The organism is Stenotrophomonas maltophilia (assembly GCF_002799155.1).
Taxonomy (GTDB): domain Bacteria; phylum Pseudomonadota; class Gammaproteobacteria; order Xanthomonadales; family Xanthomonadaceae; genus Stenotrophomonas; species Stenotrophomonas maltophilia_R.
Genome location: NZ_NERD01000002.1, coordinates 3,141,596 through 3,157,396, shown reverse-complemented (window position 1 = coordinate 3,157,396; position 15,801 = coordinate 3,141,596). Strand labels below are relative to the sequence as shown.

Annotated in this window: 10 protein-coding genes and 1 pseudogene; 7 read left to right on the top strand and 4 right to left on the bottom strand. The window is 68.3% G+C overall.

The genetic code is table 11. The features are described from left to right. The first annotated feature begins 171 nt into the window (after positions 1-171). On the top strand, positions 172-2,463 hold the full coding sequence (locus B9Y82_RS15150; protein WP_014038426.1) for an NADP-dependent malic enzyme: 2,292 nt from the start codon (positions 172-174) through the stop codon (positions 2,461-2,463). Between the two features lie 440 nt (positions 2,464-2,903). Here the strand turns inward: B9Y82_RS15150 and B9Y82_RS15145 are convergent, their stop codons facing one another. Then, positions 2,904-3,647: a basic secretory protein-like protein gene (locus B9Y82_RS15145; RefSeq protein WP_100473867.1), complete on the bottom strand. Its 744-nt coding sequence runs from the start codon at positions 3,645-3,647 to the stop codon at positions 2,904-2,906. Beyond that, a complete protein-coding gene (locus B9Y82_RS15140; RefSeq protein ID WP_100473866.1) occupies positions 3,644-6,988 on the bottom strand; it encodes a GH92 family glycosyl hydrolase in 3,345 nt (1,114 codons plus the stop codon). Before B9Y82_RS15140 ends, B9Y82_RS15145 begins: the two co-directional genes overlap by 4 nt. A 417-nt stretch (positions 6,989-7,405) precedes the next feature. On the opposite strand from B9Y82_RS15140, the gene B9Y82_RS15135 reads away from it, so the two are divergent. The 4 genes and pseudogenes from B9Y82_RS15135 to B9Y82_RS15120 all read left to right on the top strand — a co-directional run bounded on the left by B9Y82_RS15135 (position 7,406) and on the right by B9Y82_RS15120 (position 10,537). Continuing rightward, positions 7,406-7,603: a zinc-finger domain-containing protein gene (locus B9Y82_RS15135; protein ID WP_005410967.1), complete on the top strand. Its 198-nt coding sequence runs from the start codon at positions 7,406-7,408 to the stop codon at positions 7,601-7,603. Between the two features lie 15 nt (positions 7,604-7,618). After that, positions 7,619-8,734, top strand: coding sequence for a glycosyltransferase (locus B9Y82_RS15130; protein ID WP_100473865.1), 1,116 nt, complete (start codon positions 7,619-7,621; stop codon positions 8,732-8,734). Continuing rightward, positions 8,715-10,046: an O-antigen ligase family protein gene (locus B9Y82_RS15125; RefSeq protein ID WP_100473864.1), complete on the top strand. Its 1,332-nt coding sequence runs from the start codon at positions 8,715-8,717 to the stop codon at positions 10,044-10,046. Before B9Y82_RS15130 ends, B9Y82_RS15125 begins: the two co-directional genes overlap by 20 nt. A gap of 138 nt (positions 10,047-10,184) precedes the next feature. Beyond that, a pseudogene (locus tag B9Y82_RS15120) lies at positions 10,185-10,537 on the top strand (REP-associated tyrosine transposase). 42 nt (positions 10,538-10,579) lie between these two features. Here B9Y82_RS15120 and B9Y82_RS15115 read toward each other — a convergent pair. Further along, positions 10,580-11,497, bottom strand: a complete 918-nt coding sequence (locus B9Y82_RS15115; RefSeq protein ID WP_100473863.1) for an LpxL/LpxP family Kdo(2)-lipid IV(A) lauroyl/palmitoleoyl acyltransferase — start codon at positions 11,495-11,497, stop codon at positions 10,580-10,582. A 60-nt stretch (positions 11,498-11,557) separates the two neighbouring features. On the opposite strand from B9Y82_RS15115, the gene waaA reads away from it, so the two are divergent. Together waaA and B9Y82_RS15105 are read left to right on the top strand one after the other, a co-directional pair. Next, positions 11,558-12,856: a lipid IV(A) 3-deoxy-D-manno-octulosonic acid transferase gene (waaA, locus tag B9Y82_RS15110; protein ID WP_100473862.1), complete on the top strand. Its 1,299-nt coding sequence runs from the start codon at positions 11,558-11,560 to the stop codon at positions 12,854-12,856. Between the two features lie 223 nt (positions 12,857-13,079). Continuing rightward, a complete protein-coding gene (locus tag B9Y82_RS15105) occupies positions 13,080-14,327 on the top strand; it encodes an amino acid transporter (RefSeq protein ID WP_100473861.1) in 1,248 nt (415 codons plus the stop codon). A 100-nt stretch (positions 14,328-14,427) separates the two neighbouring features. Here the strand turns inward: B9Y82_RS15105 and B9Y82_RS15100 are convergent, their stop codons facing one another. Beyond that, on the bottom strand, positions 14,428-15,786 hold the full coding sequence (locus B9Y82_RS15100; protein WP_100473860.1) for a TolC family outer membrane protein: 1,359 nt from the start codon (positions 15,784-15,786) through the stop codon (positions 14,428-14,430). Between the last annotated feature and the right edge of the window lie 15 nt (positions 15,787-15,801).

Sequence of the window (15,801 nt, the reverse complement as noted above, 5' to 3'; positions counted from 1 at the left end):
GGGCGTCCCATGGCTGTCATGGGCAGCGCCGAAGCTGGTGTCGCGGTACCGTCGCATACGGCACGGAATTGTGCGGTCGCAGCATGCTTGCGACAGGATAGCGACAGGTCCAGACGCTCCAACGGGGGTATCATCCCCTGTCCCTTCTGCCCATTCATGTAACCCACATCGATGTCCAACGAAGATTTCAAACAGGCCGCCCTCGATTACCACCGGATGTCCCCGCCGGGAAAGATCAAGGTTTCCGCTACCAAGCCCATGCTGACCCAGCGCGACCTGTCGCTGGCGTATTCGCCGGGCGTGGCGTACGCCTGTGAAGCGATCAAGGCCGACCCGCAGCAGGCCAGCGAGCTGACCGCCCGCGGCAACCTGGTGGCGGTGATCTCCAACGGCACCGCGGTGCTGGGCCTGGGCAACATCGGTGCGCTGGCCGGCAAGCCGGTGATGGAAGGCAAGGGCGTGCTGTTCCAGAAGTTCGCCGGCATCGACGTGTTCGACATCGAAGTCGATGAGACCGACCCGGACAAGCTGGTCGACATCATCGCCTCGCTGGAGCCGACCTTCGGCGGCATCAACCTGGAAGACATCAAGGCGCCGGAATGCTTCGTGGTCGAGCGCAAGCTGCGCGAGCGCATGAAGATCCCGGTGTTCCATGACGACCAGCACGGCACCGCGATCATCGTCGGCGCCGCCGTGCTCAACGCCATGGCCATCACCGGCAAGAAGATCGAGGAAGTGAAGCTGGCGACCACGGGCATGGGCGCGGCCGGCATTTCCTGCGTGAACATGCTGGTGCAGCTGGGCCTGAAGCCGGAGAACATCCTGGCCTTCGACCGCGAGGGCGTGATCCACACCGGTCGCACCGACCTGGACCCGGAAAAGCAGCGTTATGCGCGCGACACCGACAAGCGCACCCTGGCCGAGATCGTCGACGGCGCGGACATCTTCCTGGGCCTGTCGGCACCGGGCATCCTGACTGCCGACATGGTCAAGACCATGGCGCCGGATCCGGTGATCTTCGCGCTGGCCAACCCGACCCCGGAAATCATGCCGGAACTGGCGCGCGCCGCCCGTCCGGACGCGATCATCGGCACCGGCCGTTCGGACTACCCGAACCAGGTCAACAACGTACTGTGCTTCCCGTACCTGTTCCGTGGCGCGCTGGACGTGGGCGCCACCGCGATCAACGAGGAAATGAAGATCGCCTGCGTGCGTGCCATCGCTGCACTGGCCCGCCGCGCCGCCACCGACATGGGCTCGGCCTATGGCGGCGACACCCCGAGCTTCGGCCGTGAATACCTGATTCCGCGTCCGTTCGACCGCCGCCTGCTGGTGGAGCTGTCGGCCGCCGTGGCCCAGGCCGCGATGGACTCGGGCGTGGCCTCGCGCCCGATCGACGACATGGGCGCCTACCGCGACAAGCTGGCCCAGTTCGTCTACCGCACCAGCCTGATGATGAAGCCGGTCTACGACCGCGCGCGCAGCGACAAGCAGCGCGTGGTGTACGCCGAAGGCGAAGAGGAAGTGGTGCTGCAGGCGGTGCAGAACGTGGTCGATGACGGCCTGGCGCACCCGATCCTGATCGGCCGCCCGGAAGTGATCGAATCGCGCATCGAGCGCCTCGGCCTGCGCCTGAAGATCGGCGAGAACGTTGAAGTCACCAACATCAACGACGATCCGCGCTTCAACGAGTACTGGCAGTACTACCATGGCCTGACCGGCCGTCGTGGCGTGACCGTGGCCGCGGCGAAGAACCTGATGCGTTCACGCCCGACCCTGATCGCCGCGGTGATGGTGGCGCGTGGCGAAGCCGATGCGATGCTGACCGGCATCGTCGGCCGCTTCCACAAGAAGCTGGGCTACGTGCGCAGCGTGCTGCCGCTGGAGCCGAAGGTCACCTCGACCTCGGCGATGACCGGCGTGATCAACCAGCAGGGCGTGTTCTTCTTCGTCGATACCCACGTGCAGGAAGACCCGACCGCCGAGCAGCTGTGCGAAGCGACCCTGCAGGCGGCCTACCGCATGAAGCTGTTCGGCATCGAGCCGAAGGTCGCGCTGCTGTCGCACTCCAACTTCGGCAGCCATGATTCGAAGGACGCGCTGAAGATGCGCCAGGTGCGCGAGCTGCTGCTCAAGCGCAATCCGCGTCTGAACGTGGATGGCGAAATGCAGGGTGACACCGCGTGGGATGAAGCGCTGCGCCAGAAGCTGCTGCCGGGCTCGACCCTGCAGGGCCGCGCCAACCTGTTCGTGCTGCCGAACCTGGAGGCGGCCAACATCGCCTACAACCTGGTGCGTGTGTTCACCGACGGCGTGGCGATCGGCCCGATCCTGATGGGCGTGAACAAGCCGGTGCATATCCTGACCACCAGCGCGACCTCGCGCCGGATCCTGAACATGACCGCGATCGCTGCGGTCGATGCGCAGATCCGCAAGCAGCTGGAAGCGGAAAAGAAGGCATAAGCCTTCTTTCCACTTCCGCTGCCCACGCATTCTGCCTTTACCCCCGCCTTCGGCGCGCCCCTTCAACAAGAAGGGGCTCTTGGCCGGAACAAAGATGGCGCGTTTGGACGTCGGCGCAAATGAGAACACCGGGCACTGCCCGGTGTTTTCATTTGCCGCAACGGCCGCCGAACCTGCCACACGCGCTACGCAACCCGGTCATTTCCCTGCAATGCCGTTGCGGCCCAATACGCCCACGCGGCCTGGCCGTGGGAAGGGTCCGGACCGGCCTTCCCACCCTGGGCCCGACCACCTCCCCATCGGCGAAAGTGTCATGCGCAATCGAGTGACCCGGCGGTATTTCCAGCAGCTGTTCGCGCTCTACGCAGGTTTCGTGCAGTCGCGCTGAGGCAGCGATGCGGTAGCGCCGGGGATGCCCGGCGGACGTGTGTGCGAGGGTATCAGCGCCGCTTGCCGCGGCGTGCAGGGGCCGGCGGCGGTGCGTCGGAACGCGGCTTGGCGTACTGCGCCCACAACGCCGGCAGTGCCTTGCCGGTGTGCTTCTGCCATAGCGCCGGTGCATAGCGGCCGTCGCGCAGGGCTTTGTCCAGCGCCAGCACCAGGCCCGGATGCTCGGCCTCGGCCCATTTCAGGAACGCGCCGGTGACCCGGTAGCCGCTGTCGAAGTTCTGGCCCTTCTCGACCTTGCCGGGCAGCGCCCAGCCGGCCGCGGCATTGTCCATGCCGTAGCGGTCGCGTGCGTAGTCGGCGATGCCTTCCACCAGCCAGCCCGGCACCCGCGCGTCGCCGTAGCCCGGATAGCCCTGCACGATGTGCATGGCCTCATGGGTGACCAGGTCGATGTCGTTCGGATGCTGTGCCAGCCAACCCGGATTGATCGTGATCGTCGCCGCCTGGTCCTTGTCGCCGACGAACGCGATGCCGGTGTAGGCCGGATCGATCACGATGCGCACCATCGACGGCGCAGCCGGGTGGAAGTCCGCGCGTTCGCGCAGGTAGGCGAAGTAGAACGTATCGATCACCCGCTTGCGCTGCGGCGCGGCCAGGGCGCCACGGGCGTCCTGGTAGTTCAGCGTCACGCCGTCGCGGGTCAGCTGCGCATCAAAGGCCTGGGTCTGGCCAAAGCTGGAAAAGGAAAGGGCAACAAGGGCCAGAGGCAACAGACGGTAGCGCATAGGGCTCATTGTACGGCGCTGGGCGCCAACAGTTCGATCTCCGCCAGCGGCAGCCGGCCCGGCGCCGCCAGGCGCAGGCGGTACTCGCTGTAACGACCGGGTTTGGCGATGCGGAACGGGCGGGTCTGGCGGGCCGACTCGAAGGCTTCGCCGCTGCGCTGGTCGAGCACGGTCCAGCGGCCGTTGCCGTTGCGTGCTTCCAGTGCCCATTCGCCGCCCTGGATGCGGCCGTCGCCGCTGGTGAGCGTGTACATCATCGGCGCGCCTTCGGCCAGGCCGGTCAGGGCGATGGTTGCGCCGCCGCCCAGGCCCACGGTGGTGGCCGCATCGTCGTCGACCAGCGCCGGCAGGGCACGGCCATCGGCCAGCGCCGCCTTCGCGCCGCTACCGAGCAGGTCGTGCAGCAGCTGCGGCCGCTGGCCACGGGCGGTCAACGAGCGCGGCACGTCCTCCACGCCGCTGCCCCAGCGCGAGGGCTCCGGTCCCATCACGAAGTCCAGCGTCGCACCCTTGGCAATCAGGTCGTGCGGCACCCAGGTCTTCGTCCAGGGCGTGCCGTTGATCTTCAGCGACTGCACGTAGACGTTCTCGCGTGAGTTGTTGGCCGCGTTCACGGTCAGCACCGCGCCGCCCTGCAGTTCCACCCGCGCGTGACGGAAGGCCGGCGAACCGATCACGTACTCCGGCGCGCCCATGCGCAGCGGGTACAGGCCCAGCGAGGCCAGCACGTACCATGCCGAGGTCTCGCCGTTGTCCTCGTCGCCTGGATAGCCCTGGCCGATCTCGCTGCCGACGTACAGCCGGGACAGGATCTCGCGCACGTGCTGCTGGGTCTTCCACGGCTGCCCGGCGTACAGGTACATCCACGGGATGTGGTGCGCCGGCTGGTTGCTGTGCGCGTACATGCCCATGCGCACGTCGCGCGCTTCGGTCATCTCGTGGATGGTGCCGCCGTAGGAGCCGGCCAGTGCCGGGTCCGCGGTTTCCGGCGTGGCGAAGAAGGCATCCAGCTTCGCCGCCAGCTTGTCGCGGCCACCGTACAGCGCGGCCAGGCCTTCGCCATCGTGGGCGGCGGTGAAAGCGAAGGTCCAGCCATTGGATTCGGTGTAATCGTGGCCCCACACGCGGGGGTCGTAGTCCTTGGCATCCACGCGCCAGCGGCCATCGTCCGTGCGGCCCTGGAAGAAGCCGGCGGCCGGATCGAACATCGTCGCGTAGCTGGCGGCGCGGTAGCGGAAGTAGTCCGCTTCGGTGCTGTAGCGCTCGCGTGCGGCAGGCGTGGTCGCGCGCCTGGCCAACGCCTCGGCCATATTGGCGATGCCGAAGTCATTGAGTGCGCCTTCCATCGTCCACGACATGCCTTCGTGCACGTCCGCGCTGGCGTAGCCACGGAAGGTCGAACGGTCCATGCCCTTGCGGCCGACATGGCGGTCGGGCGGGACCACGGTCGCGTTCTTCAGCGCGGCGGCATAGGCCTCGGCCGGATCGAAGCCGCCGATGCCCTTCAGCCATGCATCGGCGAAGGCCACGTCCGAGCTGGTGCCGACCATCAGGTCGGCGTAGCCCGGCGACGACCAGCGCGCGATCCAGCCACCGGCACGGTACTGCTCGATGAAGCCCTGCACCATCTGCCCGGCATCGTCGGGGGTGAACAGTGCATAGGCCGGCCAGGTGGTGCGGAAGGTGTCCCAGAAGCCGTTGTTGACGAACACCCTGCCGTCGCGCACGCCGGTGAAGCTGCGCTTCGCGCTGCCGTCGGTGTTGTCATCGCTGGCGCTGGCCTGGTTGGCGTAGCGCCAGTCCGGTGCGGCCGCGCTGCCCGCGTTCTCGTAGCCGGAATTGGGGTACAGGTACAGCCGGTACAGGCTGGAGTACAGCGTGGTCTTCTGGTCGTCGCTGGCATCGCCGATATCGAAGCGGGCCAGGCGTGCGTCCCATGCATCCTGCGCGCGGCCGGCCACGCTCTCCAGCGTATCGGTGGCGGCGATCTCCAGTGCCAGGTTGTGCCGCGCCTGCTCCACCGAGATCAGCGAGGTGGCGATGCGCATCGTCACCTGACGGTCGCTGCCGGCATCGAACTTGATGTAGCCGGTCGGGCGGCCGGTGTCGAGGTGGCCGCTGCTGCGCCAGGGCTTGTCGAAGCTGGCCACCACGTACATGCGGCTGGCGCCGTTGGACAGGCCGCTGCGGGTATCGGTGTAGCCGGACAGCGTCTGCGTGACGGCGTCCAGGGTCAGGCCACCACGCGCGTCGACGTTGTCGAACAGCAGGTTGGCGTCGCCGCCTTCGGGGAAATCGAAGCGGAACACCGCGGCATGGTCGGTCGGCGCGATCGCGGCGGCGATGCCATTGTCGAAGCGCACGTCGTAGCGGTAGGGACGCGCGCTTTCATGGTGGCGGTCGAACGACAGCGCGCGCCTGCGGCGGTCGGCATCGGGCACGCCACGGCTGGCCGAGGGCATCACCTGGAAGGTCTGGCGGTCGCCCATCCACGGGCTGGGCTGATGGCTCAGCGCCAGTGCCTGCAGCTGTGGACGGTTCTGCGCATCGTTCTGCTCGTTCCAGCGGTACAGCCAGTTCAGTGCGCCGGCATCGGTGACCGGGGTCCAGAAGTTGAACCCGTGCGGCACCGCCGTGGCCGGGAAATTGTTGCCGCGCGAGAAGGTGCCGTTGGCCTGGGTGCCGCGGGTGGTCAGCACCCAGTCGGAGACGCGCTGTGGCTGCTGCCTCGGCACTGCATCCAGGCGCACGTCATCAATCCAGCCAGAGACCGGCGCGCCCTCGGCACTGGCCACCTCCAGCTCGATCGCCACCACGCGGCGCCCCTTCAGCGTGGGTACGTCGCCCAGCCGCACCGCCTTGCGGGCCCACTGTTGCGGGTACAGCGTCTTCGACTCGCCCTGCGCGCGTGCGCCGATCGCCACGCCGTGCTGGTCGCGTGCCTCACCGGCCGAAACGCGGCTGCCATCGTCCAGCAGCAGGTCCAGCGAGACAAAGGTCGAAGCGACGGTGTCCTTGCCGACGATCTCCGGCAGTACCAGCCACGACAGCGTGGTATCGGCCTCGATGGGCAGGTCGGCCTTGAACAGTTCGCGCCGCGCGCTGCCGCCCGCGCTGCTGTAGCGCAGTGCATGCAGGCCGCTGTAGCCAGCGTTGCGCTTGGCGGTGTAGGGCGCGGCCGGTCCATTGCCGATCGTGACCTGAAGTGCACCCGCCGCCTGTGACGGGGCAGGTTCGCCCGGTTCGAACGAGGTCTGCAGCCCCTGTGCCAGCACCGGCATCGCAGTGGTCGCACAGGCCAGGGCCAGGGCGAGTGGAAGCAGGGCGCGGCGCGGATCGGACAGGGTCATGCAAGGGTCTCCCGGAAGGGCTGGCGGGCAGAACCCGCATCGGCGGACACCACGGACGGCATCGCTCCGCCCGCCAGGCTGGCAGTGGGAGAGGCGATGCCGGTCCGGTGGGGGCGGGCCATGCGATCGGGTTGGATTGGAGGGGTCGAGGTGCGACCCGGCCCGATCCTGCAACAGCCGCCGCGCGCTGGCAAGTGCCATTTAGTTCGATCCAAATGCGGGAAATATCGCTGGAGGCGATTCCGGTGAGCGAACCTGCCGGAACGACCACAGAATCCTGCCTGGCGCTGCCGCCCAGCGTGCGGCGGGGAGATGCGAGGCATCGACGGGCGCGCGCAACGACCCGTTGCGGCGCAATGTCGGTGCGGCCCAGATGCTAGAATCACAGGCCTCGCAACCCGTTCACCGACATCCGCCATGAGCCATACCGCCACTGCGCCCGCCAACGCCGAGAAGCGCTACACCGTGCACCGCAGCGATCTGCCGCTGAGCTGCCCGACCCCGGAAATGGCGCTGTGGAACTCGCATCCGCGCGTGTACCTGCCGATCGAAGACGAACCCAACGGCGAAGCGCAGTGCCCGTACTGCGGCTCCGTGTTCGTGCTGGCCGACTAAACGGCGGCCCCTTCGATGCGCCGATTGACCGTGGTGCAGTTGCTGCCGGCGCTGCACTCCGGTGGTGTCGAGCGCTCGACCCTGGAAATCGCTGCGGCCCTGGTTGCCGCCGGCCATCGCGCGCTGGTGGTGTCTGCCGGTGGCCGCCTGGTGCAGCCGCTGCTGGACAGCGGTGCCGAGCACCTCACCCTGGACATCGGCCGCAAGTCGCTGCTGACCCTGCGCCATCTGCCTACCCTGCGCCGGCTGTTTGCCGAGGTTGGCGCGGACATCGTGCATGCCCGTTCGCGGTTGCCGGCCTGGCTGGGCCTGTACGCCATCCGTGCCATGCCTGCCGCGCAGCGCCCGCATTGGGTAACCACCGTGCACGGGTTGAATTCGCCCAGCCGGTACAGTGCGGTGATGACCAGTGGCGAACGCGTGATCTGCGTGTCCAATACCGTGCGCGCGTACGTGCAGCGCCACTACCCGACGGTGCCGGAAGAAAAACTGCAGGTCATTCCCCGCGGTGTCGATGTCGGCCAGTTCCCGCGCGTGGCCCGTGCCGACCGTCGCCCGCGGCTGGCATTGGCGGCCGATTACCCCTGGCTGGCCCAGGTGGAAGGCCCGCTGCTGCTGCTGCCGGGGCGCGGCACCCGGCTGAAGGGCCACGCCCACGCGCTGCAGTTGCTGGCCGACGTGCGTGCCGCTGGCGTGCCTGCCCAGTTGTGGATGCTGGGCACCGACGAACCCGGGCGCGAGGCCTATGTGGCTGACCTGCGCAGCCAGGCTGCGGCATTGGGCGTGGCCGAGGCCGTACAGATCAGCACGCCGACGGCACGCATCGCCCAGGCCTACGCCGCCAGCGATCTTGTGCTGCAGTTGTCGGACAAGCCGGAAGCCTTTGGCCGCACCGTGGTCGAGGCGCTGTCGGTCGGCCGCCCGGTGCTGGGCTGGGACCACGGTGGCGTGGGCGAACTGCTGCAGCAGCTGCAGCCCAGCGGCGCGGTGCCGCCCGGTGATGCACGCGCGCTGGGTGAACGTGCGCTGGCCCTGTTGGCGCAGCCACCGTCGTTGCCGACCCGCATCCCGTTTACCCTGCAGGCCATGCAGCGCGATACCCTCCGCCTCTATGCCGATCTCGCCGGCTGACCCCGCTGTCATCGTGCGCGACGACCGCGCCGGGCGCTGGGCGCCCTGGTGGGTGCTGGCGTACGTGGCGATGTGGCCGTTGCCGGGCATCGCCGAGACCGTGTTGGGCCTCGGCGCGATCTATGCTGCCGCGCGCATGATCATGCGCCGGCTGCAGCGCCGCCCGCACCTGTTGAGCACCGCCGCCTGGGCGCTGACTTCGATCCTGTTCCTCGGTTACTGGCTGCCGCAGGCGTTCTCGGCCATCGATGCCATCGACCCGTCGGCCTCATGGACCAAGGCCGCTGCCGGGCTGCGCTACCTGCCCTTCATGTGGCTGGTGGCGATCGCGGTGGCCACGCCGGAACGGCGGCGGCTGACCTTCGGTGGCCTGGCACTGATCACCGGCGCGTGGACGCTGGACGCACTGGTGCAGGCGCTGGCCGGCACCAGCCCGTGGTTCTGGTCGTTGGAGCACCTGAAGCTGGCCGTGAGTGGCCACGCGCTGTGCCCGGCCGGCGAAGCTGTGCTGGCCGACCGCCTCAGTGGCGTGCTTGGGCCGTGCAATCTGAAATTCGGCCAGGTGCTGGCCAGCCTGTCACCGTTCCTGTTGCTGCCGATGGCGCGGCGTTTCGGCAGTGCCGGGTGGCTGCTGGCCGCTGCCGCGCTGGGATGCGTGTTGCTGCTGGCCGGTTCGCGCGCCTCGTGGATCACCTTTGCGCTGGTGCTGGCCTACAGCGGCGTGCGCCAGTTCGGCTGGAAGCAGCTGCTCCTGCTTGCCCTGGTGGCGGCGATGGGCACGGCCGCACTGGCAGCGGGCGTGCCGCAGCTGCGCGAGCGTGTTGCGCGCACGGCCCAGGCATGGAACGAAGACGGGCAGGGCGTTGACGAGGCACTGTCGGGGCGCGCGCGCATCTGGACGGCGGCGGTGTGCATGATCGAAGAACATCCGGTCAACGGTGTCGGTGCGCGTGGCTTCCGCGATGCGTATCCGGCGTGCGTGGCCGACGAAGGCCCCGCAGTGTGGGGCAATCAACCGGCGTTGCACGCCCACCAGATCGTGCTGGAAATCCTTGCAGAAACCGGCGTGCTGGGCTTGCTGCTGTGGTTGGCGGCGGTGGCGCAGGCCTGGCGTGCCTGGCGCTATGCACCGCCGGCCGCGCGTGATCGCGCCCGCCCGGCGATGCTGGCGCTGGCGGTGACCGTGTTTCCGCTCAATACGCACCTGGCGTTCTATTCCGCGTTCTGGGGTGGCCTGACCGTGCTGTTGGCGGCCCTGTTCGCCGGCAGCCTGCTGGCCCGCGACGCAGATGATTCCCCGCCGGTGAAGTGACCGCGCATCTGCGCCTGGCAGGGATCAACCATGGAGCCGATCAGTAGATCCACGCCATGCGTGGATGGGGCTTTCCCGACCCGAACACGGCGACATCTCCAATATCGGTGTCCCCCACCGGTTGCGCACGCTGGAGGCATGGCCAGCCCCAGACTTCGCTACGGTCGGTATTCCCGATCCGGCAACGTGTACTCATTGACCACAGCAACCCTGGACCGCGAACCGTTTTTCGCCGATGCGGCCAACGTGGCGATCCTGGTTGACTGTCTGCGCTTTTTCGAGCGCCGCGGTATCAGCCACAGCCTCGCCTGGGTGGTCATGCCCGACCATCTGCACTGGCTGATGGAGCTGCGCAGCGAAACCTTGGCCGAGTGCATGGCCCTGCTGAAGTCGCGCAGCAGTCGGCTGCTGAACCGGCGATTCCGGTCCGTGCGGGCCTGGCCAGTGCGTTGGGTGCGTACCCGCACGCATGGTGCCGTTGGCCGTTGTAGTTGCCGGCACCCGGATGCAGAGCATCCGCGCATGGCGTGGATCTACTTGTAGAAATCGCTCCGGCCGCCCGGCTGGCGCTTGAAACGGCGGTGGATCCACAGGTACTGGTCAGGGGCCTCGCGCACCATTGCCTCGATGGCCTGGTTGACCCGCGTGGTATCGGCTTCCACGTCCTCGCTGGGAAAATTCTCCAGCGGGGCGCCGATCTTCAGCACGTACTTCCCGCCTTCGCGGCGGTGGAAATAGGGGATCACCGCGCAACCAGTCATCCGTGCCAGCTGGTGGGTGGCGGTGATGGTCGAAGCGGTGTGGCCGAAGAACGGCACGAACACGGTGTCCTTGCCACGCATGTCCTGGTCCGGCGCGTACCAGAGGAAGCCGCCCTTCTTCAGATGGCGCACGGTCGCGCGGATGTCCTCGTTGGCGAACATCGCCTTGGCATAGCGCAGGCGGCCGAACTTCACCGCCCACTCGTACACCGGGTTCTTGTGCTTGCGGTACATGCCGGACAGGTCGACATAGTCGCACAGCAGCCGCCCGCACATTTCCAGGGTCATGAAGTGGCCGGAGACCAGCAGCACGCCGCGGCCTTCGGCCTGCATCTGCCGCAGGTGTTCCAGGCCTTCGATCCGCACGTGCGGGCGGATGCGGTCGATGCTGCCCCACCAGGCACGGATGCACTCGAACACGCCCACGCCCAGCGCGTCGAAACTATCGCGCACCAGGCGCTGGCGCCAGGCTTCGTCCTTCTCGGGGAAGCACAGCTGCAGGTTGACCTCGGCGGCGCGGCGGCGGCTGCCAAGCAGGCGCCAGGTAATCCAGCCGACGCCCCGGCCCAGCGCGCGCTGCAGCATCCACGGCAGGCGGGCGATGGCGAAGGCGCCGAACATGGCGGCAAACATCGGCCAGTTGCGCGGATCGCGCAGCGACGGGCGGACGGCGGTGGTGGCATCGGACATTGGCCCATTCTACCAAGGCGGCCGCGTGTCTTTCCCGGGGGGCTCCCGTATCCTTGCCGCATGCGTAAAGACCCTGTCGAATGGATCCTGCGCGGCCTGTATTCGGTCGTGCTCTACATCCTGCTGCCGATCACCGTGTACCACCTGGTCTGGCGCGGCTTCCGGGTCCGTGAATACTTCCGGCGCTGGGACGAACGCTACGCCTCCTATCCGCAGCCGACCGGCCAGCCGCGGGTGTGGCTGCACGCGGTCTCGGTAGGCGAGGTCAATGCCGCCGCTCCGCTGGTCAATGCCCTGCGCCAGCAGCGCCCGGACATCCGCTGGGTGATCACCACCATCACCCCGACCGGCTCCGAACGCGTGCGCGCGCTGTGGGGCGACGCCCTGGACCATGTCTACCTGCCCTACGACGTGCCGGGCAGCGTCAACCGTTTCCTGGGCCATTTCCAGCCCAGCCTGGCGCTGATCCTGGAAACCGAGCTGTGGCCGAACATGCTGTTCGGCTGCCGTGACCGCGGTATTCCGGTGTACATCCTCAATGCCCGGTTGTCGGCGCGTTCGCTGCGCGGCTACCGGCTGCTGGCCGCACTGATCCGCCGCGCGCTGCGCACCGTCACCTGCGTGGCCGCGCAGTCGCAGGACGATGCCGAGCGCTTCGTGCAGCTGGGGGCGGAGCCCGGCCAGGTGCAGGCGCTGGGCAACCTGAAGTTCGACATCGCCACACCGGATGTGCAGGGCTTCGTCGAACAGTTCCATGCGCGGGTACCGGCCGCTCGTCCCGTGTGGATCGCCGCCAGTACCCATGATGGCGAAGAGCAGGCGGTGATCGACCTGCACCGGCGCCTGCGCCAGCAGCATCCGGACCTGCTGCTGCTGTGGGCACCGCGCCATCCCGAGCGTTTCCCGAAGGTGGAAGCACTGGCGCGCGAACAGGGCTGGAGCGTGGCGACCCGCCGCGTGGACCAGTGGCCGCACGCGGCCACCGACGTGTTCGTCATCGATACCCTCGGCGAGCTGATGCCGTTCTATGCCTGCGCCCAGGTCGCCTTCGTCGGCGGCAGCCTGCAGGCCATCGGCGGCCACAACCTGCTGGAGCCGGCCGCGATGGGAACGGCGGCGGTGACCGGCCCGCACCTGCACAACTTTGCGGAAATCTCCCGGCGCATGCGTGAGGCCGGTGCGCTGTTGATCGGTGAGGACGCGCAGGCGGTGGGCGATCTGCTGCAGCACCTGCTCGACGATGCCCAGGCCCGCGAGGACATGGCACGCGCCGGTTGCACGCTGGTCAGCAACGGCCGCGGCGCGCTGCAGCGCACGCTTGCCCTGGTCGCGCCGCACCTGCCCCCGCCGCACGAGTGATTCCGTCAGCGCGGCGTCAGCGGCGCTGGCGAGCATTGTCGTGATCAACTTCATCAATTCTGCTTAGCGACGATTTTTCTGTCGTTGCTGGACCGACCCTGCCAATGGCAGCGTGCCTGCCATCACATCGTGGCGCACACGGCACCGATTCTGATTCCGCAGGGCGACGCAGGCTGCCAGCCTGCTGTCGACCGCGCTTGGGCGGATATCAAGGGAACTTGCGATGGACGGCGACAGGGGCAGGGACGGCACCGGTGGGGCCCGGCTGGGCATGGACCATCTGGCAGTGGTGGCGCTGACGCTTCTGGTGGGCGGCAGCGTGATCGCGCTGGTGGGTCAGCACACGGCGGCGCAGGCCGGTCCGGCCATCGTGCTGAGCCTGTTGCTGGCCGCACTGGGGGCCGGCCTGGTGCTGTGCTGCCTGCAGGATATGGTGCTGCGGCTGCCGGCGGCAGAGGGCCTGCACGGGCTGCTGGCTGCCAGCTGGGGGCCGCGGGTGGCTGGCGTGCTGGGCGTGGCCCTGCTGCTGGAGCTGGTGGCGACCACGGCGGGCGTGGCGCAGTCCATGGCCCACCATGTATACGCGGTGCTGGCCGCGGAAGGCCTTCAGGCCAGCGACTGGCTACCGGAACAGGTGACGGCGGCGATGGGTCTGCTGATGCTGGGCGCGCTGGCGTTGCTGCCGCCTCGGCGTGCGGTGCTGGTGGCCTGTGCCCTGCTGACGGTGAAGGTCGGTGCGGGGGTGTTGCTGCTGGCGCTCGCGGCACGTTACGTGCACTACGCCCACTGGATTCCCTGGCTGCCACCGGCGACCGCGCCGTATCGCTTTGGGCTGGGCGGTGTGCTGGCGGCTGCGGTGCCGCTGCTGGGGGTATTTGCCAGCGTCGGCTTGGCACTGGGCTTTCCTGCGCTGCGCCGCCGGGGTGCGATGTGGCAGCCGGCCGTGCTGGCGCTGGTCTCGTTGCTGGCGATGTTGCTGCTGATCGTGCTGGCAGCATTGCAGGCCGGGCTGGTCGAGTTTTCCGCGCTGGCCAGTACCCGGCCGCTGTCGGTGGCGCTGCAGATGCATCCGCAACTGCAGTGGATGCTGCCGTTGTTGCCCTTGGCGGGGGCCGCGGGTCTGGCCGCGCTGCAGCTGGTGCTGCTGATGCTGGCCGTGCGGCTGGCAACGTCGCTATGGCCGGGGAGGGGGGATGCGGTGGGACGATCCCGCGCCGGCCTGACCGTGGCGGTGGTCGGGCTGCCAGCGGTGATGCTGGAGTTGTGGCTGCCGCTGGGCACCCTGCCGACGCTGCCGGGTCCGGCAACCCTGCTGGTGATGGCGGCACTGTGCCTGGCGGTGCTGCGTCGACGGAAAGACACGCGGCAGGGAGCAACCGGCCGCGAGCTGATGCTGCCGATGCTGGCCCCCTTGGCGGCGGCCCTGTGCCTGCTTGCGGCGCTGGAGCGCCTGTGGGCATGGCCAGGCTGAGGATTCGCGGGGCCACGCAACAGGACGGTGCGTGTGGAGGCACCGCCTGCAAAAAAGCCACCCTTGCGGGTGGCTTCTTCGTTGCCGGCGGGGCGACGGATCAGTGCGTGGTCGTTGCCGGGTTGCCCGCGTCCTGGGTCAGCAGGCGGTTGACGTCCTGCAGCTCGGCCACGTCCAGCGCACCCAGCGACTGGCTCAGCAGCAGGCGGTTCTGCAGGAAGGTGTAGCGGGCCTGGGCGTAATCCAGCTGCGCCGAGAACAGGATGCGCTGGTTCTGGATCACGTCCAGCACGGTACGGGTACCGACTTCCAGGCCGACCTGCGAGGCGTCGTACGCGCTCTGCGCCGAGACCACCGCCAGGCGGCGTGCTTCCACTTCGCTGATGCCCTGAACCAGGGTCTGGTAGGCATTGCGGGTGTTGCGGTCCAGGGCGCGCTTCTGCTGCTCGTAGCCGTCCTGGGCGATGTCACGCTGGGCCAGCGCCTGGCGCACGCCCGACTGGGTGGCACCACCGGAGAAGATCGGCACGCTCAGGGTCAGGCCGATGCTGTTGGTGCGGGCGTCCGGCGACAGCGAACCGGAACCGGTGCTGTCACCCCAGGTCGCGCTCTTGCCCCAGCTGCCGCCCAGCGACAGGGTCGGGTAATGGCCGCCACGGGCGGCCTGCACGCCAGCCTCGGCGGCGCTGACCTTCAGTTCCTGGGCCTTCAGCGCCGGATTCTGGGAGGTGGCCTGCTGCACCAGCTCGTCGATGTTGCCGCGGTTGGCCGGCACTTCCGGGCGGAAGTCCGCCGGCAGGCCACGCAGGTTGGTCACAGGCTGGCCGGTCAGTTCGGTCAGCGCCTGGTAGTTATCGGCCAGGGTGTTCTGCGCAACGATGGTGTTGGCACGCGCCTGGTCGTACTGGGCGCGTGCTTCGTGCACGTCGGTGATCGGCGCCAGGCCCACTTCCAGGCGCTTGTCGGCGAAGTCGAACTGCTTCTTCGCGGCCGCTTCATTGGTCTGTGCGGCGTTCAGCGATTCGATCGCCACCAGCACGTTGAAGTAGGCCGCCGAGGTGCGCACGATCAGGCTGTCGTTGGCCGAATCCAGGGTGAAGTCCGCCGCCTTGCTCAGTTCACGCTGCGAGCGCAGGTTGTTGATCTGGGTCCAGTTGAACAGCGTCTGGCTGCCATCGATCGTGTAGGTGCGGCGCTTGCTGGTGAACGAGCCGGAGTTGGCGTCGGCATTGGGCTCGCTGCGCGTGCGGTTCAGCTGGGCCTGGCCGTTGATCTGCGGCAGCAGGGCAGCGCGGGCCTGCACGGCGCCTTCCTTGTCGTACAGCCGGGTCGATTCGGCGGCGGACAGCTGCGGATCGCCATTGCGCGCCATTTCGTAGACCTGCAGCAGGTCGGCGGCATGGGCGGACAACGGCAGCAGGGCAGTGGCCAGCGCAACAGCGAGGGATCGGCGGATCATTGCGGCTTCCTTGGA

What these genes read in the sequence shown, in the direction of transcription:
- B9Y82_RS15150 (WP_014038426.1), top strand. Translation starts at nt 172, where the DNA reads ATGTCCAACGAAGATTTCAAACAGGCCGCCCTCGATTACCACCGGATG.
- B9Y82_RS15145 (WP_100473867.1), bottom strand. Translation starts at nt 3,647, where the DNA reads ATGAGCCCTATGCGCTACCGTCTGTTGCCTCTGGCCCTTGTTGCCCTT.
- B9Y82_RS15140 (WP_100473866.1), bottom strand. Translation starts at nt 6,988, where the DNA reads ATGACCCTGTCCGATCCGCGCCGCGCCCTGCTTCCACTCGCCCTGGCC.
- B9Y82_RS15135 (WP_005410967.1), top strand. Translation starts at nt 7,406, where the DNA reads ATGAGCCATACCGCCACTGCGCCCGCCAACGCCGAGAAGCGCTACACC.
- B9Y82_RS15130 (WP_100473865.1), top strand. Translation starts at nt 7,619, where the DNA reads ATGCGCCGATTGACCGTGGTGCAGTTGCTGCCGGCGCTGCACTCCGGT.
- B9Y82_RS15125 (WP_100473864.1), top strand. Translation starts at nt 8,715, where the DNA reads ATGCCGATCTCGCCGGCTGACCCCGCTGTCATCGTGCGCGACGACCGC.
- B9Y82_RS15115 (WP_100473863.1), bottom strand. Translation starts at nt 11,497, where the DNA reads ATGTCCGATGCCACCACCGCCGTCCGCCCGTCGCTGCGCGATCCGCGC.
- waaA (WP_100473862.1), top strand. Translation starts at nt 11,558, where the DNA reads ATGCGTAAAGACCCTGTCGAATGGATCCTGCGCGGCCTGTATTCGGTC.
- B9Y82_RS15105 (WP_100473861.1), top strand. Translation starts at nt 13,080, where the DNA reads ATGGACGGCGACAGGGGCAGGGACGGCACCGGTGGGGCCCGGCTGGGC.
- B9Y82_RS15100 (WP_100473860.1), bottom strand. Translation starts at nt 15,786, where the DNA reads ATGATCCGCCGATCCCTCGCTGTTGCGCTGGCCACTGCCCTGCTGCCG.